At 73.3% G+C, this 19,823-nt stretch carries 21 protein-coding genes; 9 read left to right on the top strand and 12 right to left on the bottom strand.

Annotated elements, in window-relative coordinates; genetic code table 11:
* Position 1 precedes the first annotated feature (1 nt).
* Genes ACWDN5_RS33165 through ACWDN5_RS33155 form a run of 3 tightly spaced genes read right to left on the bottom strand, consistent with a single transcriptional unit; the run spans position 2 to position 4,558 of the window.
* On the bottom strand, positions 2-1,087 hold the full coding sequence (locus tag ACWDN5_RS33165) for a glycosyltransferase family 4 protein (protein WP_310970910.1): 1,086 nt from the start codon (positions 1,085-1,087) through the stop codon (positions 2-4).
* Positions 1,080-3,590 carry a glycosyltransferase gene (locus tag ACWDN5_RS33160; protein ID WP_449679053.1) on the bottom strand — a complete coding sequence of 837 codons (2,511 nt, stop codon included), beginning with the start codon at positions 3,588-3,590 and terminating at the stop codon, positions 1,080-1,082. The genes ACWDN5_RS33165 and ACWDN5_RS33160 overlap by 8 nt, the downstream gene beginning before the upstream one ends.
* Before the next feature lie 32 nt (positions 3,591-3,622).
* Positions 3,623-4,558 (bottom strand): glycosyltransferase family 2 protein, encoded by a 936-nt coding sequence (locus ACWDN5_RS33155; protein WP_310970908.1) that lies wholly within the window; start codon positions 4,556-4,558, stop codon positions 3,623-3,625.
* 9 nt (positions 4,559-4,567) lie between these two features.
* Here ACWDN5_RS33155 and ACWDN5_RS33150 point away from each other — a divergent pair, with 9 nt between their 5' ends.
* From ACWDN5_RS33150 to ACWDN5_RS33140, 3 genes are all read left to right on the top strand, one after another.
* A complete protein-coding gene (locus ACWDN5_RS33150; protein WP_310970906.1) occupies positions 4,568-5,644 on the top strand; it encodes a glycosyltransferase family 4 protein in 1,077 nt (358 codons plus the stop codon).
* A 95-nt stretch (positions 5,645-5,739) separates the two neighbouring features.
* On the top strand, positions 5,740-6,870 hold the full coding sequence (locus tag ACWDN5_RS33145) for a glycosyltransferase family 4 protein (RefSeq protein ID WP_449679065.1): 1,131 nt from the start codon (positions 5,740-5,742) through the stop codon (positions 6,868-6,870).
* A 209-nt stretch (positions 6,871-7,079) separates the two neighbouring features.
* Positions 7,080-7,940, top strand: a complete 861-nt coding sequence (locus tag ACWDN5_RS33140) for a glycosyltransferase family 2 protein (protein WP_310970905.1) — start codon at positions 7,080-7,082, stop codon at positions 7,938-7,940.
* On the opposite strand, the gene ACWDN5_RS33135 is transcribed toward ACWDN5_RS33140, so the two are convergent.
* Positions 7,937-8,389 carry a hypothetical protein gene (locus ACWDN5_RS33135; RefSeq protein WP_449679052.1) on the bottom strand — a complete coding sequence of 151 codons (453 nt, stop codon included), beginning with the start codon at positions 8,387-8,389 and terminating at the stop codon, positions 7,937-7,939. The genes ACWDN5_RS33140 and ACWDN5_RS33135 overlap by 4 nt on opposite strands.
* 141 nt (positions 8,390-8,530) lie before the next feature.
* Here ACWDN5_RS33135 and ACWDN5_RS33130 point away from each other — a divergent pair, with 141 nt between their 5' ends.
* Both ACWDN5_RS33130 and ACWDN5_RS33125 read left to right on the top strand, forming a co-directional pair.
* The gene (locus ACWDN5_RS33130) at positions 8,531-9,610 is read left to right on the top strand and encodes a sugar phosphate nucleotidyltransferase (RefSeq protein WP_449679051.1); all 1,080 of its coding nucleotides are present in this window, start codon (positions 8,531-8,533) and stop codon (positions 9,608-9,610) included.
* Positions 9,611-9,614: 4 nt separating this feature from the next.
* On the top strand, positions 9,615-10,511 hold the full coding sequence (locus ACWDN5_RS33125) for a DNA-3-methyladenine glycosylase family protein (protein ID WP_310970900.1): 897 nt from the start codon (positions 9,615-9,617) through the stop codon (positions 10,509-10,511).
* Positions 10,512-10,923: 412 nt separating this feature from the next.
* Here the strand turns inward: ACWDN5_RS33125 and ACWDN5_RS33120 are convergent, their stop codons facing one another.
* Genes ACWDN5_RS33120 through ACWDN5_RS33090 form a run of 7 tightly spaced genes read right to left on the bottom strand, consistent with a single transcriptional unit; the run spans position 10,924 to position 15,867 of the window.
* The gene (locus tag ACWDN5_RS33120) at positions 10,924-11,223 is read right to left on the bottom strand and encodes a hypothetical protein (RefSeq protein ID WP_449679050.1); all 300 of its coding nucleotides are present in this window, start codon (positions 11,221-11,223) and stop codon (positions 10,924-10,926) included.
* Positions 11,223-11,588, bottom strand: a complete 366-nt coding sequence (locus ACWDN5_RS33115; protein ID WP_449679049.1) for a GntR family transcriptional regulator — start codon at positions 11,586-11,588, stop codon at positions 11,223-11,225. The genes ACWDN5_RS33120 and ACWDN5_RS33115 overlap by 1 nt, the downstream gene beginning before the upstream one ends.
* Positions 11,585-12,118 (bottom strand): hypothetical protein, encoded by a 534-nt coding sequence (locus ACWDN5_RS33110; protein WP_449679048.1) that lies wholly within the window; start codon positions 12,116-12,118, stop codon positions 11,585-11,587. Before ACWDN5_RS33110 ends, ACWDN5_RS33115 begins: the two co-directional genes overlap by 4 nt.
* Positions 12,119-12,145: 27 nt before the next feature.
* On the bottom strand, positions 12,146-12,691 hold the full coding sequence (locus ACWDN5_RS33105; protein WP_449679047.1) for an NUDIX hydrolase: 546 nt from the start codon (positions 12,689-12,691) through the stop codon (positions 12,146-12,148).
* Complete coding sequence (locus ACWDN5_RS33100; protein WP_449679046.1) at positions 12,688-14,082, bottom strand: coenzyme F420-0:L-glutamate ligase; 1,395 nt, start codon at positions 14,080-14,082, stop codon at positions 12,688-12,690. The genes ACWDN5_RS33105 and ACWDN5_RS33100 overlap by 4 nt, the downstream gene beginning before the upstream one ends.
* Complete coding sequence (cofD, locus tag ACWDN5_RS33095) at positions 14,018-15,007, bottom strand: 2-phospho-L-lactate transferase (protein ID WP_310970889.1); 990 nt, start codon at positions 15,005-15,007, stop codon at positions 14,018-14,020. Before cofD ends, ACWDN5_RS33100 begins: the two co-directional genes overlap by 65 nt.
* Positions 15,004-15,867: a GNAT family N-acetyltransferase gene (locus tag ACWDN5_RS33090; RefSeq protein WP_449679045.1), complete on the bottom strand. Its 864-nt coding sequence runs from the start codon at positions 15,865-15,867 to the stop codon at positions 15,004-15,006. Before ACWDN5_RS33090 ends, cofD begins: the two co-directional genes overlap by 4 nt.
* Positions 15,868-15,926: 59 nt before the next feature.
* Between ACWDN5_RS33090 and ACWDN5_RS33085 the strand changes: the two genes are divergently transcribed.
* The 3 genes from ACWDN5_RS33085 to dapC all read left to right on the top strand — a co-directional run bounded on the left by ACWDN5_RS33085 (position 15,927) and on the right by dapC (position 17,627).
* Positions 15,927-16,109 carry a hypothetical protein gene (locus ACWDN5_RS33085; RefSeq protein ID WP_206795643.1) on the top strand — a complete coding sequence of 61 codons (183 nt, stop codon included), beginning with the start codon at positions 15,927-15,929 and terminating at the stop codon, positions 16,107-16,109.
* A 109-nt stretch (positions 16,110-16,218) separates the two neighbouring features.
* Positions 16,219-16,539, top strand: a complete 321-nt coding sequence (fdxA, locus tag ACWDN5_RS33080) for a ferredoxin (RefSeq protein ID WP_003083029.1) — start codon at positions 16,219-16,221, stop codon at positions 16,537-16,539.
* Positions 16,536-17,627: a succinyldiaminopimelate transaminase gene (gene dapC / locus ACWDN5_RS33075; RefSeq protein WP_449679044.1), complete on the top strand. Its 1,092-nt coding sequence runs from the start codon at positions 16,536-16,538 to the stop codon at positions 17,625-17,627. Before fdxA ends, dapC begins: the two co-directional genes overlap by 4 nt.
* Here the strand turns inward: dapC and ACWDN5_RS33070 are convergent.
* Positions 17,621-18,238, bottom strand: coding sequence for a TetR/AcrR family transcriptional regulator (locus ACWDN5_RS33070; RefSeq protein ID WP_449679043.1), 618 nt, complete (start codon positions 18,236-18,238; stop codon positions 17,621-17,623). The genes dapC and ACWDN5_RS33070 overlap by 7 nt on opposite strands.
* Before the next feature lie 81 nt (positions 18,239-18,319).
* On the opposite strand from ACWDN5_RS33070, the gene ACWDN5_RS33065 reads away from it, so the two are divergent.
* The gene (locus ACWDN5_RS33065; RefSeq protein WP_449679042.1) at positions 18,320-19,726 is read left to right on the top strand and encodes an FAD-dependent monooxygenase; all 1,407 of its coding nucleotides are present in this window, start codon (positions 18,320-18,322) and stop codon (positions 19,724-19,726) included.
* Positions 19,727-19,823: the final 97 nt, after the last annotated feature.

The raw sequence follows: 19,823 nt of genomic DNA, 5'->3' as shown, positions 1-19,823 counted from the left end.
GTCAGTGACGCCCTGAGGCCAGCCGGTAGGCGCCGACCGTCAGCTCGGCGCACGTTCGCCACGTGAAGTTGGCCGCGTGGGCTCGCCGGGATGCCGAGGTCGCCACCGCGTGCGGGTCCGTCACCGCCGTTCGCAGCGCGGCCGCCAAGCCGTCCACGTCGCCGTACGGGACCAAGCTCGCGCACTCGCCCGCCACCTCGCGCAGGGCCGGGATGTCCGTGCACACCACCGGGACGTCGGAGGCCATCGCCTCCAGGACCGGCAGGCCGAACCCCTCGTCGCGCGAAGGCAGCACCAGGGCCGATGCGCCCGCCACCACCGTGCGGAGGTCCACATCGGACAGATAGCCGGTCTGGAACCGTCGCGGGCCGCGGGGGAACGGGCCCGGGCCGGCGAACACCAGGTCCGGCAGGTCCGGGGCCGCGTCGTGGGCCCGGGTCAGCCAGTCCAAGCCCTTGCGAGGGCCCGCCGCGCCCGCGAACAACAGATACCGCGCCGGCAAGCCGAGGCGCGCGCGGCGCTCGTCGTCCGGGGGGCGGGCGGTGAACCACGCCGGGTTCACGCCCAGCGGGGTCACCACGATCTTCTCGCGGGAGACGTCGAGGCGCTCGGCCACCGCGTCCGCCACCGCCGCCGTCGGGGTGCAGATGACGTTGGCGCGGCGGGCGCCGCGGCGGACCAGGGCCGGCAAGCCGCGGTCGCTCGGGGCCAGCTCGGCCGGGTTGTCCAGGAACGCCAGGTCGTGGATCGTCACCACGCCCGCCGCGCGGAGGCGGCCCGGGAGCACGAAGTTCGTCCCGTGCACCACGTCCGTCGGGCCGGCGAACAGCTCCACCGGCGGGAAGTCCGACCGCAGCCACGCCGCCCGCAGCAGCCGCGCCGCCACCGGCATCCCCCGGGCGCGCGCGCCGTACGGGAGCACGTGGCGCAACCGCCGCCAGCCGCGCAGGGTGAACGCCACCGCGCGCGTGTCGACCTCCGGGATCGAGACCAGTTCTTCGCTCAGCGCGGCCGTGTAGCGGCCGATCCCGGTGCGCGCGCCGAGCAGCGGGGTGCCGTCGAGGAGAACACTCAGAGACCTAGCCACGGCGGAGCCGTTGCTTCGCGACCTTCACCGCGCGACCGCCCACGCGCCGGGCCAGCTCCGCGGGCCCGCCGGCGTCGAGGTATTCGCGGATCAGGTCCAGGTCCCGCCGCAGCATCGCCCGGCCGCGGATCGGCGGCGTCGTCACCAGGTCCGCCGAGCCGGGCAGCCGGTCGGCCGCCGGGCGCGGGTCGCGGCAGAACTCCACCAGCGGCTTCAGCGCCTCGGGCCACGCGAACCGCTGCGCGACGACGGCGAGCCGCTCGACGCAGCCCGCGGCGAATTCCTCGTCGTACAACGCCTTTTCGAGCGCGTCGGCCAGGGCGGCGTCGTCTTCGGCCGGGACGACGACGCCGAGGCGTTCGGTCCGGACCAGGTCGGCGAACGCGTCGCCGTCGGTGGTGACGATCGGCAGGCCCGCCCACAGGTAGTCCAGGACCCGGGTGCGGAACGCGAAGGTCGTCTCGACGTGCTCGTAGTGCGTCGTGACGCCGCAGTTCGCGTCCAGCAGCCAGTTCTGGCGCTCGTGGTAAGGAACCCACTGCTCGTTGAAGTAGACGTGCTTGCCGGTCAGCCCCAGCGCGTCGGCCAGCCGGATCGTCCGCACGCCGATGTCCATCTCGGCGACCTCGGGGTTCGGGTGCTTCATGCCGAGGAACACGAGCCGGACGTCGCTGCGGTTGCGCCGCAGGCGATCGATCGCGCGGACCAGGGTCAGCGGGTCGAACCAGCTGTACACCCCGCCCGCCCACAGCACGACGTGGTCGGTGCCGCCGATGCCCAGCGACGAGCGCAGTCCCGGCCCGGTGCGCACCGGCGCTTCCGGGGGCAGGCCGAAGGGGACGACCGCGAGCAGCGACTGCGTCGTCGGGTCGGCGTCGTAGAGGCGCGGCGAAAGCCGGCCCATCGCGGCGAGGTGGCCGAGCCAGAAGTGCCGCTGCCGCTCGGACGCGCAGAGGAAGAAGTCGCCGCGTTCGAGCTGGGCGTCGAGGACGCGGGTGACGCCGGCGAGGTCGGCCGCGCGCTGGTCGTCGGGGACGCCCTTGCCCTGCTCCAGCAGTTCCAGGTGCATCGGGTCGTACAGGTCGGCGACGACGATCTTGCCGCTGTGCTGCTTCTTCAGCGACGGCGCCAGCTCCAGCACGTGCCCCTGCAGGACGACGACGTCGGCCCAGGCGATCGGCGCGTCCAGCTCGCGGTGCTTGCCCGCGCCGACCCGGAACGGCGCGGGCGGCGGCGTGGCCAGGGGGTTGGTGGTGATGAGGTGGACGTCGTGCTCGGCGGCGAGCGCGAGGGCGATGTTCCAGGCGCGGATCGCCGGGCCGGCCATCCGCTCGGTGAGCGCGTCGCCGGTGATCACCAGGATCTTCCGGCGCTGCCCGAACGCCTTCTCGATGCCGAACGCCTCGACGAGGATGTCGTGCGCGGCCAGGTAGCGCGGCAGCGGGTACGCGGGCTCCAATGCCTTGCGCAGCAACGGAAGCAGGTCGGCGTCGGTGCGGACGCGGGCAGCCTGTTCGACCGCCCTCGACTCGGCCAGCAACGGCAGCTGCTCGACGAACTGGTCGATCGCGAGGAGCCCGGCGAGCGTGGTGCGCGGGATGGCGACGTCGCCGGACTCGACCGGGCCGACGCCGTGTTCGAGGTCCAGCTGGGTGGCGTCCAGCTCGCCGCGGGCGGTGGCCCGGCGCACGGCCAGGGCGAGCGCCGCGGGCAGCGCCCTGACCAGGGTCTCGTCGGAGAGGTTCTTGTAGAGCGCGGCCAGGGCGTTGCGTTCCAGGAGGAACGTCTCGCGGCCGGTTTCCGGGGCGTCGACCGAGGCCATCGTGGCGTGGTGGCGGTGGAACGTCAGCGACTCCGGCACGTACCGGACGCGCCAGCCGCGCAGGTTGAGCCGCCAGCCGAGGTCGACGTCCTCGTAGAACATGAAGAACCGCTCGTCGAAGCCGCCGAGCTCGGCGAATACGCCCGCCCGGACGAACATCGCCGAGCCGGTGCCGAACAGGACGTCCTTGGCGGCCTCGTGCTCGGCGGCCGGGACGTCGGCCAGCGGCGTGCCGGCGTGGCGCTTGTAGCCCATGCCGAACCAGGTGAGGCCGCCGTCGACGAAGTCGGTGCCGGTGCCGTCCCAGTCGAGGACCTTGCTGGCCACGGCGGCCACGCCGGGCTGGGCGCGCAGCTCGGCGACGGCGGCGGAGACCCAGCCGGGCGCGGGGCGGGCGTCGTTGTTGAGGAAGCCGAGGACGGTGCCCTTCGCGTGCTTCGCGCCGAGGTTGCAGCCGCCCGCGAAACCGGTGTTGCGGCCGGCCTCGACGACCTGGGCCTGCGGGACGGCCTCGCGGAGGCGCGCGGCTTCGGCCGGGTCGGCGGAGTTGTCGACGCAGATCAGCTCGAGCTCGGGGTAGTCGTGCTCGGCGAGCGCGCGCAGGCAGGTGATCGTGTCGTCGGCGCCGTGGTAGTTGACCACGATCACCGAGACGAGCGGTTGCGGTTCCCCCTGCGCCAAAGCCAGCTCCTGTCGTCGGATTGCCAGCAAGCTTAAAGGCCCGCCCATGCCTCCCAGACCGCGCCTCGGCCGAGAGCCGCGCGGCGGGTGATCTTGCGCCGGGTCCGCAACGTCGCTGGTAGCCGCACACCCACCTCGGCCAGCACGCGGCAGCGCAGGCCGAACCGGAAGTTCGCCGCCGCCGGCCGCCCGGGGCGCAGCGGCAGCACCGCTGTCAACACGGCGAATCGGAGCAGCTGGTTCACCGCGACGCCGCGGGGCGCGCAGCGCAGCAGCATGAGCAGGCGGTTGCGCTCGTTCCAGCGGTGGAACAGGGGCGACCCCAGCTCGCTGCTGACGCCGTGGGCGTGCCGGACGCGGGCGTCGGGCGCCGCGACGACGTCCCACCCGGCCAGCCGCAGCCGCCACGCCGTGTCGGTGTCCTCGTAATAACAGAAGAATCCGGCCGGGACGCCGTGCACGCTCCTGAGCGCGTCGGTGCGCAGCAGGGCCGCGCCGCCGCAGAAGCCGAACACCTCGCCGGCGGGTTCGGTGACGTCGGCGCCGTGGCCGTCGGCGGTCAGCCGCACGCCGGCGGACTGCGTGGTGCCGTCGGGACGCACGAGCCGGGACGTCGCCGCGGCGGCCAGCGGCGCCTTTACGAGGGTGTCCTCCAGCGTGGCGAGCCAGTCCGGTGCGGGTTCGGCGTCGTCGTTCAGCCACGCCATGAGCGGGGTCTGGACCTTTTCCAGGGCGACGGCGAGCGCGCCCGCGTACCCGGTGTTGCGCGGCAGCCGGACGACTTGCGGGTGCGAAGAGTGGGCCGCGAGCAGGGCGGCCGTGCCGTCGGCGGAGGCGTTGTCGACCACGAGCGTCCGATGTGGACGGGTCTGCGCGGCGAGCGCGTCGAGGCAGGCCGTGATCTGCCCGGCGCCCCGCCAGGTCACGACTACCACCGTGGTGGCGGGATTCGCGGTCACGTCCCGCACAATAGCCGCGTGCCCGAACTGGTCGTGCTCGCCGAGCAGCTCCTCGCGCCGGTGCCCGGTGGCACCGGGCGCTACACGGCCGAGCTGCTGCCCGCGCTCGCGAAGACCGCGCCGCCGGGCTGGACGGTGTCCAGCGTGGTCGCGCGGCACGCCGACGTCGACGCGGCGCGGCTGGACGGCGTCGACGGGCCGCGGGTGCTGCGGATCCCGCCGCGGGCGCTGGTCGCGGCGTGGCAGCTGGGCCTGCTCTGGTGGCCGGGCGGCGACGCCGTGCACGCGCCGACGCCGTTCGCGCCGCCGCGCGCGCCCGCCGGGAAAACGCTGAGCGTGACCGTGCACGACACCGTGCCGTGGACCCACCCCGAGACGCTCACCGCGCGCGGGGTCAGCTGGCACCGGTCGATGATCGCGCGGGCCGCGCGGCGGGCGTCCGGGCTGGTCGTGCCGACCCGGGCGGTCGCCGACGAGCTGGCGGTGCTCATCGACGTGGACGTCCCGGTGCGCGTGGTGCCGCACGGCGTCCGGGTGCCGGCCGGTGACGCGGACCTGGAGCTGCCGGCGCGGTACGTGCTGGCGGTCGGCACGATCGAGCCGCGCAAGGGCATCGACGTGCTGGTCGACGCGGTCGCGGCGCTGGAGGGCACGGTGCTGGTGCTGGCCGGCCAGCCGGGCTGGGGCGGCGTCGACCCGGTGGCGCTGGCGGCCGAGCGCGGCCTGCCCGCCGAGCGGCTGCAGGTGCTCGGGAAGGTGTCGGACGCCGAGCTGGCGACCGTGCTGCGCCGCGCCGACGTGCTGGCCGTGCCGAGCCTCGCCGAGGGGTTCGGCCTGGGCCTCCTGGAAGCGATGGCGGCCGGGATCCCGGTGGTGCACACCGACGTCCCGGCGCTGGCCGAGGTGGCGGGCGGGGCCGGGCTGATGGTGCCGCGAGGGGACGCGGCGGCGTTGACGGCCGCGCTGCGCGAGGTGCTGGGGTCGCCGTCGAGGGCGGCGGAGCTGACCCGGGCGGGGCGGGAGCGGGCCCGGACCTTCACGTGGCGCCGAGCGGCGGAGGCCGTGTGGGCGATCCACCGCCGCGCGCACGACTGAACCTCGTTCCGCGCACTGACCAGCCCGGTTTGCCAGTTCCTCACCATGGCGCGGGGGCGTCGCCGTACTCTGCTGGGGTGAGCGATGACCCCCGGGTGCTGATCGACGCGACCGCGGTTCCCGCGGACCGCGGCGGGGTCGGCCGGTACGTGGATTCGCTCGTCGCCGCGCTCGACGCGGACGGGGCGCGGATCACCGTCGTCTGCCAGCCCCGCGACCTGCAGCTTTACGATCAGCTGGCACCGCGCTCCCGGGTCGTGCCTGCCTCCCCGGCGACGACCACCCGCACGGCCCGCCTGACCTGGGAACAGGCGACCCTGCCCCGCCTGGCCCGCCGCCTCGGCGCGGACGTCGTCCATTCGCCGCACTACACGATGCCGCTGGCGACGTCGGCGGCATCGGTGGTCACGCTGCACGACGCGACGTTCTTCACCGACGCGGTGCTGCACTCGTCGGTGAAGGCCCGTTTCTTCCGCGCCTGGACGGCGACGGCGCTCCGGCGGGCAACGCTGTGCGTCGTGCCTTCGGCGGCGACGGCCGCGGAGCTGACCCGCGTGGCCCCGGTGCGGCACGCTTCCCTGGAAGTGATTCACCACGGAGTCGACAGCGAGCGTTTCCACCCGCCCTCCCCGGCGGAGGTCGCGGCGGCGCGCGCGGCGGTCGGCCTGGGGCGAACGCCGTACGTGGCGTTCCTGGGGGCGCTGGAGCCGCGGAAGAACGTGCCGGCGTTGATCCGCGGCTTCGCGCGGGCGGTGGCCGGACGTCCGGACGCGCCGGCGTTGGTGCTGGCCGGCCAGCCGGGCTGGGACACGCAGGTGGAGCGGGCGCTGGACGCGGTGCCGCACCGGCTGCGCGTGATCCGGGCGGGGTACCTGCCGTTCGGGACGCTGGCGGGCTTCCTGGGCGGTGCTTCGCTGGTCGCGTACCCATCGCTGGGCGAGGGGTTCGGGTTGCCGGTCCTGGAGGCGATGGCGTGCGGCGCGTGCGTGCTGACGACGCGCCGGCTGTCCCTGCCCGAGGTGGGCGGCGACGCGGTGGCGTACTGCGGAGTGGGGGCGGGTGACGTCGCGGCGGCGTTGAGCGAGCTGCTGGCCGACCCGGGCCGCCGAGCCGAGCTGGCGACGGCGGCGCAGCAGCGGGCCAAGGAGTTCTCGTGGGCCACGACCGCGGAACGGCACCGGGAGGCGTACGCCAAGGCCTGGTCCCGCCACCTCCGCACCCGCTGAACCGTGATCCGAGAGCCGACACGCGTGATTCAGAGGTCGACACGCGTGATTCAGAGGTCGACACGCGTGATTGAGGGGTCGACAAGGCGTCGTGCGGTGTGTCGGCTTCGCAATCACGCGTGTCGACCTCCTGATCACGCGTGTCGACTGTTCCGTCACGGGCTGCGGGGTGGCGGGGTTGCCCTGCGTGACGCGTGGACAATGGCCGGGTGACTGAGCACTCCCGCTATGGCGACGATGTCGGCGTCGTGACCGTGACCTACTTCTCCGAGGACACCATCGAGCGGTTCCTCGACACCCTCGAGAAGGCCACCGAGCGCGAGGTCAAGGTGGTCATCGCGGACAACGCGTCCGTCGAAGGCGCGCTCGAGCGGGTCACCGCCGATCGAAAGAACGTCCAGCTGCTCCCCATCGGGGAAAACGTCGGCTACGGGACCGCCGCGAACCGGGGCGTCGCCGAGCTCGATGACTCCTACGGCTGGGTCGTCGTCGTCAACCCCGACCTCGAATGGGAGCCCGGGTCGCTCGACGCGCTGCTCGAGGTCGCCCGGCGGTGGCCGCGCGGGGGTGCCTTCGGGCCGCTGATCCACGACGTCGGCGGGACCGTCTACCCCTCGGCGCGGCTGCTTCCCTCCTTCGGGCGCGGGATCGGGCACGCCCTCTTCGCGAAGGTCTGGCCCGGCAACCCCTGGACGAAGCAGTACCGGCAGGAGACCGGCACCCCGGCCGAGCGCGTCTCGGGCTGGCTGTCCGGCTCGTGCCAGCTGTTCCGCCGGGAGGCGTTCGACTCCGTCGGCGGCTTCGACACGCGCTACTTCATGTACTTCGAGGACGTCGACCTCGGCGACCGGCTCGCCAAAGCCGGCTGGTTGAACGTCTACGCGCCGACCGCGCGCGTCACGCACGAGGGCGGGCACTCGACGTCGCAGGCGTCGAAGAAGATGCTGGCCGCCCACCACGCTAGCGCCTACCGCTACCTCGCCGACCGGCACCAGGGGCTCGCCTGGAAGCCGGTGCTGGCCGCCGTGAAGCTCGGCCTCGCGGTGCGGCTGAAGCTCGAGACCCGCTAGATCCCGTCGAGCCGGCGCGAAAGGTCGGACTTGCCGATGTTCTGCGTCACCGTCGGCACCAGGCCGGTGTCCTCCGGATCGGGCTCCTTCAGCGGGCTCGTGATCTGCTCGGCCTGGGGCCGGCGCGACAGCGGCGTGGACATCGGCGTCGTCGGCGACGGCGTGCTCAGCGGTGTCGTCGACTGCGGACGCCGGCCGCCCTGGACCTCCATCCGGCGGGTCGGCGCCGCGCCGGCCAGCGGGTGGTCGTTCTCCTCGATCAGCGACGCCGGCAGCTGCGTGGTCGTGTCGGGGTCGCGGCTGCGGTCGAGCCCGTCGATCTGCGCGCGCGGGATCTGCTGGGTGTTCGCCGAGTCCATCGGTGACGTCGCGCTGTCGGGTGTCACGACGAACACACCGCGCGCCTGGGCTCGTGCGAGCAGGGCGTCCGCCCGATCGCGGGGGTCCATCCCCTCGGCCTCCCGACTGACCCGGGGCCCTCTGGGGAAAGGCCCGCCTGTTTCCTGTCTAGGGTAGGCCCTCCGGGCGACCTCCGTCAGGGTTTCCCGCGGCTTGTCGCTCAGCGGTGCGTGATACAGGAGGAGATTTCCGTGACGTCCGAGGTTGAGGTCGATGCCGTCGTGCTGGTCGGGGGCAAGGGCACCCGCCTGCGTCCACTGACCCTGTCGGCGCCGAAGCCGATGCTCCCGACCGCCGGGACGCCCTACCTGAGCCACCTGTTCTCCCGCATCCGCGAGGCCGGCATCCGGCACGTCGTGCTGGGCACGAGTTACCGGGCGGAGGTGTTCGAGGAGTACTTCGGCGACGGCAAGGCCATCGGCCTGGACCTGGAGTACGTGGTCGAGGAGGAGCCGCTCGACACCGCGGGCGCGATCCGGAACGTCCACGACAAGCTGCGCGCCGACCACGTGATCGTCTTCAACGGCGACATCATCTCCGGCTCGGACCTCGGCGAGCAGCTGCGCATCCACCGCGAATCCGAGGCCGACGTCACACTGCACCTGCAGCGCGTGCCGGACCCCAGCCGGTTCGGGTCGGTGCCGACCGACGAGACCGGGCGCGTCCAGGCGTTCCTCGAGAAGACGCCGAACCCGCCGACCGACCAGATCAACGCGGGGTGCTACGTCTTCCGCCGTCCGGTGATCGAGGCCATCCCGACCGGGCGCCGGGTGTCGGTCGAGCGCGAGACGTTCCCGCAGCTGCTGGAGCAGGGCGCGCACATCCAGGGCTTCGTCGACGAGTCCTACTGGCTGGACGTCGGCACGCCGGAGGCGTTCGTGCGCGGCTCGGCCGACCTCGTGCGCGGCCTGGCGCCGACGTCGGCGCTGCCCGGCCGTCCCGGTGACTTCCTGGTGCTCGACGGCGCGTCGGTGGCCGAGGACGCCCAGCTGTCCGGCGGTTCGACGATCGGCGTCGCGGCGGTGGTGGGGCCGGGCGCGAAGATCGACGGCTCGGTGCTGTTCGACGGCGCGGCGGTCTCCGAGGGCGCGATCGTCGAGCGCTCGGTGCTCGGCCACGGCGCCCGCGTCGGCGCCGGCGCGGTGCTGCGCGGCGTGGTGCTGGGCGACGGCGTGTCGGTGGGAGCCGGCTGCGAGCTCCTGGACGGCGCCCGCGTGTGGCCGGACGTCGTCCTGCCCGACGGATCCGTCCGCTTCTCGAGCGACGCGTAACCCGATGTTCTGGCGTCCCGCGTTCGAAGTCGACCTGGGCCGGGTCCTGGGTCCGCTGAAGCGCGGCCGCGGGTCGCTCAACATCCTCACGGACGAGCGCGGCATCACCTGGCTGGCGTCGAACACGCCGGACGGACCGGGAACCCTGGCGTTGCGGCGGCTGTCCGACGGCCGCATCGAGGCCGCGGCCTGGGGCCCGGCGAAGGACCGGCTGCTCACGGGAGTGCCGGCGTTGCTGGGGGCGGACGACGACGATTCGGGGTTCGTCGCGCACCACGACGTCGTCGCGCGGGCCCGGCGGGCGAACCCGGGCCTGCGGCTGGGGGCGACCGGGGTGGTGTGGGACTGGCTGGTGCTCGCGGTGCTGGAGCAGAAGGTGGCGGGCAAGGAGGCGATCCGGTCGTGGGCGGAGCTGTGCCGCCGCTTCGGCACGCACGCCCCGGGGCCGGCGCCGGAGCGGCTGCGCGTGCCGCCGACGCCCTCGACGTTGAGCACGCTGCCGGACTGGCACTGGCACCGAGCGGGGGTCGACATCAAGCGGCGGACGGCCCTGGTGAACGCCGCGCGCGTGGCGGGTCACCTGGAGCGGGCGGTGGAGCTGGGCGGGCTCGAGGGAAGGCACTGGCTGCGCCAGGTCCCGGGCATCGGAGTGTGGACGGCGGCGGAGATCGCCCAGCGCGCCTGGGGCGACCCGGACGCGGTGAGCTTCGGCGACTACAACATCCCGTCGATGGTGGGCAACGCGGTGCTGGGCACGAAGCTGGACGACGTGGGGATGGCGGAGGTCCTGGCGCCGTACGCGCCGCAGCGGCAGCGGGTGGTGCGGTATCTGGAGGCTGCGGGGCACACGCGGCCACGGTTCGGGCCGAGGATCGAGCTGCGGGACTATCGCGCGATGTGACGGCGGTGGTCGCGGGTGCCCGTGTGGGTGACGGGCGCTGCGGCAGCGCGAGGGTGGCCGCGGTCGTGGAGAGGCTGCGATGGGCGCGCGGTCCTGTGTAGGTGACGTGCGCTGCTTGCGGCGAAGGTGGTTGTGGGGGCGGCGGCGCGGTCTCGTGCGGGTGACGTGCGCTGCTGGCGCGGGCGCGCCCCGCTTTGCGGGTGTGGTGTCTCGTCGCGGCGGGTAGGCGGGTTGCGGCGGGCGCGCGGTCTCGCGCTGGGTGACGTGCGCTGCGGCAGCGCGAGGGTGGCCGCGGTCGTGGAGAGGGCTGCGATGGGCGCTCGGTCCCGTGTGGGTGACATGGCCCGCCAGCGGCGAAGGTGCCCGCGGGACTGGTGCGGCCGCAGGACTGGCGAGGCCGCGAAGCTCCGGCCTACTGCTGGGGAGGGTAGCCACCCGGCGGTGGCGGGTACGGCGGCTGCTGTCCCGGGAACCCCGGCGGCTGCTGCCCCGGATAACCCGGCCCGCCGAAGCCCTGCTGCGGCGGGTAACCCGGCGGCTGCTGGCCCGGGTAGCCCTGCTGCGGCGCCCCGAAGCCCGGCTGCTGGTAGCCCGGGTACTGCGGCGGGTACGGCGGCTGCTTCGGCTTGTTCGAGTTCACGACGAGCAGCACCACCCCGACGATGCCGGCGAGCACCACCAGGATGATCAGCAGCATCAGCACGCTCACCATCAGCTCTCCCCCTCGTCGAGTGCCGCGCGGACGATCGACAGTGCCTCGGCGTCGGCGAGGCCGAGCTTACGGGTCGTCTTCGCGTACTCCGCCGCCGCCTGCTGGGCCTTGCGGCGGGACTGGTCGCCCGCCGCCGCGACGAAGCTTCCGGCCCGGCCTCGGGTTTCGATCAGGCCCGCCTCCTCCAGCTCGCGGTACGCCCTCGCCACCGTGTTCGGCGCTATGCCCAGGTCGGCCGCCAGGCGGCGCACCGTGGGCAGCTTGGTGCCCACGGCCAGGGTCCGGTCGTTGATCCGCGTCGCGAGGCCGGACCGGACCTGCTCGTACGGCGGGACCGGCGAACCGCTGTCGAAGGGGACGATCACCAGCTCTGCGGACCCGCTCCCGGCCCCGGCAGCTGTTGCTGCTGCGGGAACGACGGCCCCTGCGGCGCGTACTGCTGCGGCGCCGGCGGATACCCCGGCTGCTGCGGGAAACCGTGCTGCGGCGAAGGCGGATACCCCGGCTGCTGGGCCGGCGCGAAGCCCGGCTGCGGCGCGGCGAACCCCTGCGACGGCGGCGCAGAACCCGCAGGCGCGAATCCCGGCGCCGCAGAGCCCGCGGGCACAAACCCCGGCGAAGCAGAACCCGCAGGCGCAAACCCCGGCGCCGCAGCACCCCCGCCCGCAAATCCCTGCGGTGGCGCCGCAAAACCTTGCTGGGGCGGGAAAGCCGGGAACTGCCCGCTCTTCTTCATCGCCTCTTCGCGGCGCATCTTCGACACCCGCACGATCACCGCGATGACGAACACGATGATGCCCAGGACGATGAGCCCGAGCACGATGTACCCGAACACGCCGGTGTCGCCGCCACCGCCGGAGTGGTAGTGCACCCGCTCCGGGAACTGTGTAGCCATGTGGTCCCTCCCTGTCCGCGGACCAGGTTATCGCCCGGCACCGACAGGAACGGCCGCTTTCACCAGATCGGCGAGATCTTCGGACCCCTCCGGCAGCGCGTCCGCCGGCCACCACCGCAGGTCGTCGGACTCGTCGCTGCGCACCGGCTCCGCACCGGCCGGCGCGTGCACCGCGAAGCGGACGTCGAAGTGCCGGGTCGGCACCCCGAGCGAGCACGTGATCGGGTGGACGTCGAGGTGCACCGGCTCCGCCACGAGACGCAGCCCGGCGATCCCGGACTCCTCGGTGGCCTCCCGCAGCGCCGCCCCGGCCAGCGACTCGTCCGACGGCTCGCAGTGGCCGCCGAGCTGCAGCCAGCGGCCGACCCGCGGGTGCAGCGTCAGCAGCACCCGCGTGCCGGTGTGGTCCAGCACCACCGCCGACGCCGTCAGGTGCCCCGCCGCGCACGAACGCTGACACGAATCGTCGCGCGCGGCCAGGAACCCGAGGAACGCCTGGCGCAGCGATTCCTGGGACGCGACCGCAGGCCGCCACGCCGACAGCGTCGTGACGGCGTCCGCGTGCAGGCTCACAGCTCCAGCAGTCCTTCCCCGGCCAGGGCCGGGCCACGCGGGTCCGGCTCGGTGAGCGGCACGCCGACGGCGACCGAGCCCAGCGGCTGCCAGCGCTCGCCGAGACCGAGGACCTCGCGGACGACGTCCGCGGCGAAGATCGTCGAGCCGATCCAGCACGACCCGAGGCCCTCGGCCGCCAGCGCGACCAGCAAACCCTGGACCGCGGCACCGCCGGCCACCGTGAACATCGTCTTCTCGCACTCGTTGCGGCGGTCGTCGCGGTAGGTGTGCGCGCCGTCCGGCACCAGGAACGGGAGGACGATCTCGGGCGCCCGGTACAGGATGTCGCCCCGGCTGAGCCGCTTCGCGATCTGCTCCGGCGTGAACTCGTCGCCGGACAGGTCGGCCTGCCACGACTCGCGCATCGCGTCCAGCAGCTTCTTCCGGACGCCGGAATCGCGCAGCCAGACGAAGCGGACCGGGTGCGTGTGGTGCGGCGCGGGCGCGGTCAGCGCCGACCCCACCGCCCGCCGGATCGAAGTGGGGGAGACCGGCTCGTCCGTGAAGTGCCGCACCGAACGCCGGGCCGGCACGGCCTCGCGCCTGCCCTGCGCGACGGCTTCGTTCGCGCCCAGCCGGAAGAGGTCCTCCTCCAGCGGGCGGACCAGGTCCCGCGCGGTCGAGCCGTCGTCCTCCGGGAAGAACCCGCGGACGACCGCGACCGGCGTCCCGCCCAGCTTGCCCTTGACCAGGTCTGCGGCCGCGGCGAGCTCGTCGGCGATCGCGACCTCGGTGACGGCCAGCTCGTTGCCCTGCCCGTCGACCTCCCCGCGGTAGGCGTGCAGCACGCGCAGCCCCGAAGACCCGATGGCGGCGTCGGTCTGCCCCACCCGCCAGGCCCGGCCCATGGTGTCGGTGACGACGACGGCGACCTCGACGCCGAGCCGCTCCCGCAGCCCGTTGCGCAGCGCCAGCGCCGACGCGTCCGGGTCGGCGGGCAGCAGCGCGACCTCGTCACCGGCCACATTGGACGCGTCGATCCCGGATGCCGCCTGCACGATCCCCAGGTGGTTCTGGGTGATCACGGTCCGGGCGATCCGCGCGACGATCCGCACGGCCTCCTGCTCGACGAGCTTCCGGCGTTCGGCGTCGCGGGCCTCCGGGTCCGGCGGCACGCGCACCAGCCTGCCCTCGGCCTTCGAGACGATCTTGCTGGTCACGACCAGGACGTCCCCCGACCGCAGCCAGGGCGCGGCGGCCACGATCGCGCCGGTCAGGTCGTCGCCCGGGCGGAACTCCGGCAGCCCGGTGACGGGCAGGATCTCCAGCTTGGGGGCAGCGTGGTCACTCAACGGGGGCTCCAGCCAGTTCGAGGGCGGCGCGGGCCATCGCTGCGGTCGCGTCCACATCGGACATCAGCAGCGGGACGTCGCGGACGGTCACGCCCGGCACGTCGGCCGTCTCGCCTTCCGCGATCAGCCAGCCGTCGAGCACGCCGCCGTCCTGGCGCGAGCCGTAGTGCCGGCCCACCGCCTCGGCCGACGTCTCGACGCCGATCGCGGTCAGGCACGCGTCGGCCATCCCGCGCAGCGCCTTGCCGCCGATGATCGGCGACACCCCGACGACGCGGGCAGTGCTGTTCCGCAGCGCCTCCCGCACCCCGGGCACGCCCAGCACGGTGCCGACCGACACGACCGGGTTCGACGGCGCGAACAGCACGGCGTCGGCGTCCTTGATCGCTTCCAGCACGCCGGGGGCGGGCTTGGCCTCGTCGGCGCCGACCGCGACGATCGAGTGCGCCTTCGGCTCGGCGCGGTAGCGCACCCACCACTCCTGGAAGTGGATCGCCTTCTGCTGGCCGTCCTGCTCCGGGTCGTCGATGACGACGTGCGTCTCGACGCGGTCGTCGGACATCGGCAGCAGCCGGACGCCGGGCTGCCAGCGGTCGCACAGGGCCTCGGTGACCGCCGAGAGCGGGTAGCCCGCGCGCAGCATCCGCGACCGGATCAGGTGGGTGGCGATGTCCTTGTCGCCGAGCCCGAACCAGTCCGGGTCGGCGCCGTAGGCGGCCAGCTCCTCCTTGACGACCCAGGTCTCGCCCGAGTGCCCCCAGCCGCGTTCGGAGTCGATCCCGCCGCCCAGGGTGTACATGCAGGTGTCCAGGTCGGGACAGATCCGCAGCCCGTGCATCCAGACGTCGTCGCCGGTGTTGACCAGCGCCGTCACCTCGTGCTCCGACTCGGAGGCACCCTCGGGTGCCATGCCCAGCGCTGCCTTGACACCCAGCAGGAAGCGGGCCCCGCCCACTCCGCCGACCACTACCACGATCTTCACGACGTCGAATCCTCGCACGAGCCGGGTGCGGGCACCCAGTACCGGTATTTGTGGTGCGGGGCGTAGCCGAGCCCCGCGTAGAGCGCGAGCGCGCCCGAATTCCGTTCCGCGACCTGCAACACCGCGTGGCCCGCCCCGTGTTCCACGCCCCACGCGTGCACCGCGCCCATCAGCGCGGACGCCAGCCCGCGGCGGCGGAAGGCGGGGGCGACTTCGAGGCGGCCGATGTGCAGCCAGTCGTCGACCAGTGCGCCGCGGACGACCCCGGCGAGGACCCCGTCGACCAGGGCGGCGCCGTAGCCGATCTTCCCGCCGCTGAGGACCTGCCGCGCGGCCGGGGAGTCCTCGGTGGGCCGCATGGCGAGCGCCCACCAGCCGGGGGCGGGTTCGTCGCCGATGGTGACGGCCGGGTTCGCCGGGGCGGGCTGGTCGCGGACCGTGACGCCGGGGGCGGCGAGCGCGGGCTTCTCGCTCACCGTGACTCCCGGGACCGCGGGCTTTCGGCCGACCTCTCCGCCTGCCACCGCGGGCCCGGGCTCCAGCGGCGCGGTGAGCACCACGACCTCGTGACCGGCGCCGTGCCCGGTGGCCGGGTGCCAGCCGGCCGCGGCGATGGCGTGTTCGTTCGGGCTGTCGCGGACGACCTGCACCATCGGGGTGATTCCCCGATCGTGGGCGAAATCACACACCGCGCGCAGGGCCCCGCCGAGCGGGCGGACCGGGTCGCCGACGGCCAGCGCGCTGTTGGCGCGGCCGGTGAAGCCGTCCGCCCAGCGCAGGCGCCACTCACCCAGGGGATCCTCCACCAGGGGCGGCCATGCTTTGCTGCACGTGATTTCGAGCTTCTCGGCGGCGTTCACCGCTAGATTGTGACGGAGGCGGTGAAAGTCGCGGGAGCGGATTTCGGCAGGAGGTGACCGTGGGTATCCAGCGCAAGGACGAGCGGCACAACGAGAAGCTGGTCGACGAGATCGCCGAAGGGTTCAACCGAGCCGTGGGGGAGAAGAAGCCCGAAAGTGACACAGGCGAGGCGCCCAAACCGCGCTTCGTCATCACCGGTGACGCCCGGGCGACCCCGCCCCCGCGCCGCCGGGAGAGGTGAGCTCCATACCCCGGGTATGGCTAAGGCTTGCCTCACCAACCGAACGGGTGCCGACGCCGCGTAATGTCGGCACGGACTGGCTGTTTGCAGAGAAAAGCAGGAGTGCGCAGTGACCTACGTGATCGCCGAGCCCTGCGTCGACGTGCTCGACAAGGCGTGTATCGACGAGTGCCCCGTGGACTGCATCTACGAGGGCGAGCGGATGCTGTACATCCACCCGGACGAGTGCGTCGACTGCGGCGCCTGCGAGCCGGTCTGCCCGGTCGAGGCGATCTACTACGAGGACGACGTCCCGGACAACTGGTCGGACTACACCAAGGCGAACGTCGACTTCTTCGACGAGCTGGGTTCGCCCGGCGGCGCGTCCAAGGTGGGCAAGACCGCGCACGACCCGGCCTTCATCAAGGCGCTGCCCCCGCAGGGCGAATGAACCGGATCGCGCTGCCCGACTTCCCCTGGGATTCGCTCGCCGAGGTCAAGGCCACGGCCCAAGCGCATCCCGGCGGGGTCGTCGACCTCTCCATCGGCACCCCGGTCGACCCGGTCCCGGCGGGCATCCGCGAGGCCCTCGCGTCGGTCTCGGAGATCCCCGGGTACCCGACCACCCACGGCATTCCGGAGCTGCGGGAAGCCGCGCGCGGCGCGCTGTCCCGGCGGCACGGCGTCGACGGCGTCGAGCCGGACGCCGTGCTGCCGACGATCGGGTCCAAGGAGGCCGTGGCCTGGCTGCCGCGCCTGCTCGGCTTCGGCCCCGGCGACCTCGTCGTCATCCCGGAGCTGGCGTACCCGACGTACGAGGTCGGCGTGCTGCTGGCGGGCGCGTCGCTCCTGCGCGCCGACAGCACGGTCGCGCTCGGCCCGCAGAAGCCGGCGATGATCTGGCTGAACTCGCCGTCCAACCCGACCGGCCGGGTGCTGCCGGTGGAGCACCTGCGCAAGGTCGTCGAGTGGGCCCGCGAGCGCGAGGTCGTCGTGGTCTCCGACGAGTGCTACCTGGCCCTGGGCTGGGAGTCCGATCCTCGGTCGATCCTGCACCCGGACGTCTGCGGTGGCCGGACCGACGGCCTGATCGCGGTGCACTCGCTGTCGAAGTCGGCCAACCTGGCCAGCTACCGCGCCGGCTTCCTGACCGGCGACCCGCGCCTGATCAAGCAGCTGCTCGAAGTGCGCAAGCACGCGGGCATGATCGTGCCGCGGCCGGTCCAGGAGGCGATGGTCGCCGCGCTGTCCGACGACGAGGCGCTGCGCGGGCAGCGCGAGCGGTACGCCCGCCGTCGGCTGGTGCTGCGGAAGGCGTTGCTGGACAACGGGTTCCGCATCGACCACTCCGAAGCGGGGCTCTACCTCTGGGCCACTCGCGACGAGGACGCCTCGGCGACGGTCGGCTGGCTGGCCGAGCGCGGGATCCTGGTCGCGCCCGGCACGTTCTACGGCCCGAAGGGCGGCAAGCACGTCCGCGTCGCACTGACCGCGACGGACGAGCGCATCGACGCGGCCGTGGAGCGGCTGACTCAGTAATCGCGGCCGGTCAGGCCCCGGTAGACGAACCGGGTGAGCAGTTCGATCGCCTCTTCGTCGGTCGGCGGTGTCCAGCCCGCCGGCGCGTCGTGCAGCCACGTCGCCGCGAAGACGTCGACCAGGTTGTAGATCAGCATTCCGCAGCGGTCCGGGTCCGCCGGGAGGCGCATGCCGGCGCGGGTGATGTACGCGAGGTGGTCGTCGAGGTCGGCGGCCTGGGACGCGCCGAACCGGGCCACCGTGCGCGCGAACGACTCGCTGACCATCGCCGCCTGGCGCAGGGCCAGCATGGTGGCCGCGTTGTCGCGGTAGAAGTCCCAGTACTGCTTGACGTGCCAGCGCACGGCCGCGGGGTCGCTGAAGTCGGCCAGGTGGTCTTCGCTGTCGGCGCTCTCGTCGCCTGAGGCCGCGATGTCGGCCATCAGCGCTTCGAGGAGCTCTTCCTTGCCCGCGAAGTGGTTGTAGAACGACCCCGCGGCCCGGCCCGCCTCCGCGGTGATGTCGGTGATCTTCGTGTTCAGGTAGCCCTTCCGGGCGAAGACGCGCTTGGCCGCGGCCTTGAGCGCGGCCTCGGTCTCCGCGGCCTTTTCCCTGCGGCTCGTCGCCGTCATCGGCACCTCCCTTGACACGGGACGCTAGCAGCGCCATTCTGAATCCAGATTCACTGAATTCAAATTCACTGGGAGGGTGACATGGACACTCGGGTGCTGATCGCCGGAGCCGGACCGACCGGGCTGACGCTGGCCATCGAGCTGGCGCGGCGGGACGTCGCCGTGCGGATCATCGACAAGGCCGAGACGTACTTCGTCGGCTCGCGCGGCGACGGGATGCAGCCGCGCACGCTGGAGGTGTTCGAGGACCTGGGCGTGCTCGACGCGGTGCTGGCCGCGGGCATGGCCCCGGTGCCGATGAAGATCCACCTCGGCGGCGAGGTGGTCGGCGAGCGGATGATGTTCGACCCGGTCGAGCCGACGCCGTCGCGGCCGTACCCGACCGGCTGGTTCCTGGGCCAGTCGCAGACCGAGGGCATCCTGCGCGACCGGCTGGCCGAGTTCGGCGTGCCCGTCGAGCTGAACACCGCGCTGACCGGCTTCGAGCAGGACGGCGACGGCGTCACGGCGACCCTGAGCACGGGCGAGACCGTCCGCGCGGAGTACCTGGTCGGCGCCGACGGCGGCAAGAGCTTCGTGCGCAAGACGCTGGGGATCGCGTTCGAGGGCACCACCGACGAGTCGATCCGGATGCTGCTCGGCGACGTCGTGGCCGAGGGCCTCGACCGGAACTTCGGCCACTGGTTCGCGACGCCGGACGAGCCGATGAGCGGCATGATGTTCAGCCCGCTGCCGGGGACGCCGCACTTCCAGTTCGGCGCCGCGCTCGGCGACGGCGAGACCGACGTCGAAACGGCGTTGCCCGCGGTCCAGGCCCGGCTCGACGCGCTGAGCGGCGGCCAGGTCAAGCTGTCGGACCTGGCCTGGTCGACGGTGTGGCGGCCGAACATCCGGCTGGCGGCGAGCTTCCGCGACGGCCGCGTGTTCCTGGCCGGCGACGCGGCGCACGTCCACCCGCCGACGGGCGGGCAGGGCCTGAACACCGGGATCCAGGACGGCTACAACCTCGGCTGGAAGCTCGCGGACGGGTCACCGGAGCTGCTGGACAGCTACGAGATCGAGCGGCGCACGGTCGCGGCCCGCGTGCTGGGGGTCTCGGCGGGCCTGCTGCAGAAGTACGTCGACGGCGACGAGGACGCCCACCGGCGTGGAGAGGACACGCAGCAGCTCGACATCACCTACCGGGGCGGCCCGCTGTCCCCGGCGGGGACCGGGGAGCTGCGGCCTGGGGACCGGGCACCGGACGCGCCGCTGGTGGACGCGAACGGCAAGCGCGTGCGGCTGTTCGAGCTGTTCCGCGGCCCGCACGCGACCGAGCTGCTGTTCGGCGAGGGCGAGACACCGGGGTACCGGATCCTGCCGGCGGGCAGCGCGGCGACGGGCACGGACCTGGTGGACGAGGGCGGCCACGCGTACGCGGCGTACGAGGCTTCGGTGGGCCGCCGGGTGCTCATCCGCCCGGACGGCTACGTCTGGTCGATCGCCTGACGGCCGGCCCGCCGGGTGTCGGGGGGGTGTTGAGGGTGGGCCGGGGTGGAGCCCGGCTAGGAGTTGGGTGCCGAGAAGTTCTAGATTATGCCGTTAA

It is taken from the genome of Amycolatopsis sp. NPDC003731, assembly GCF_053586895.1.
The sequence above is the reverse complement of the archived record's forward strand: the minus strand, read 5'-3'. Positions and strand labels throughout refer to the sequence as shown.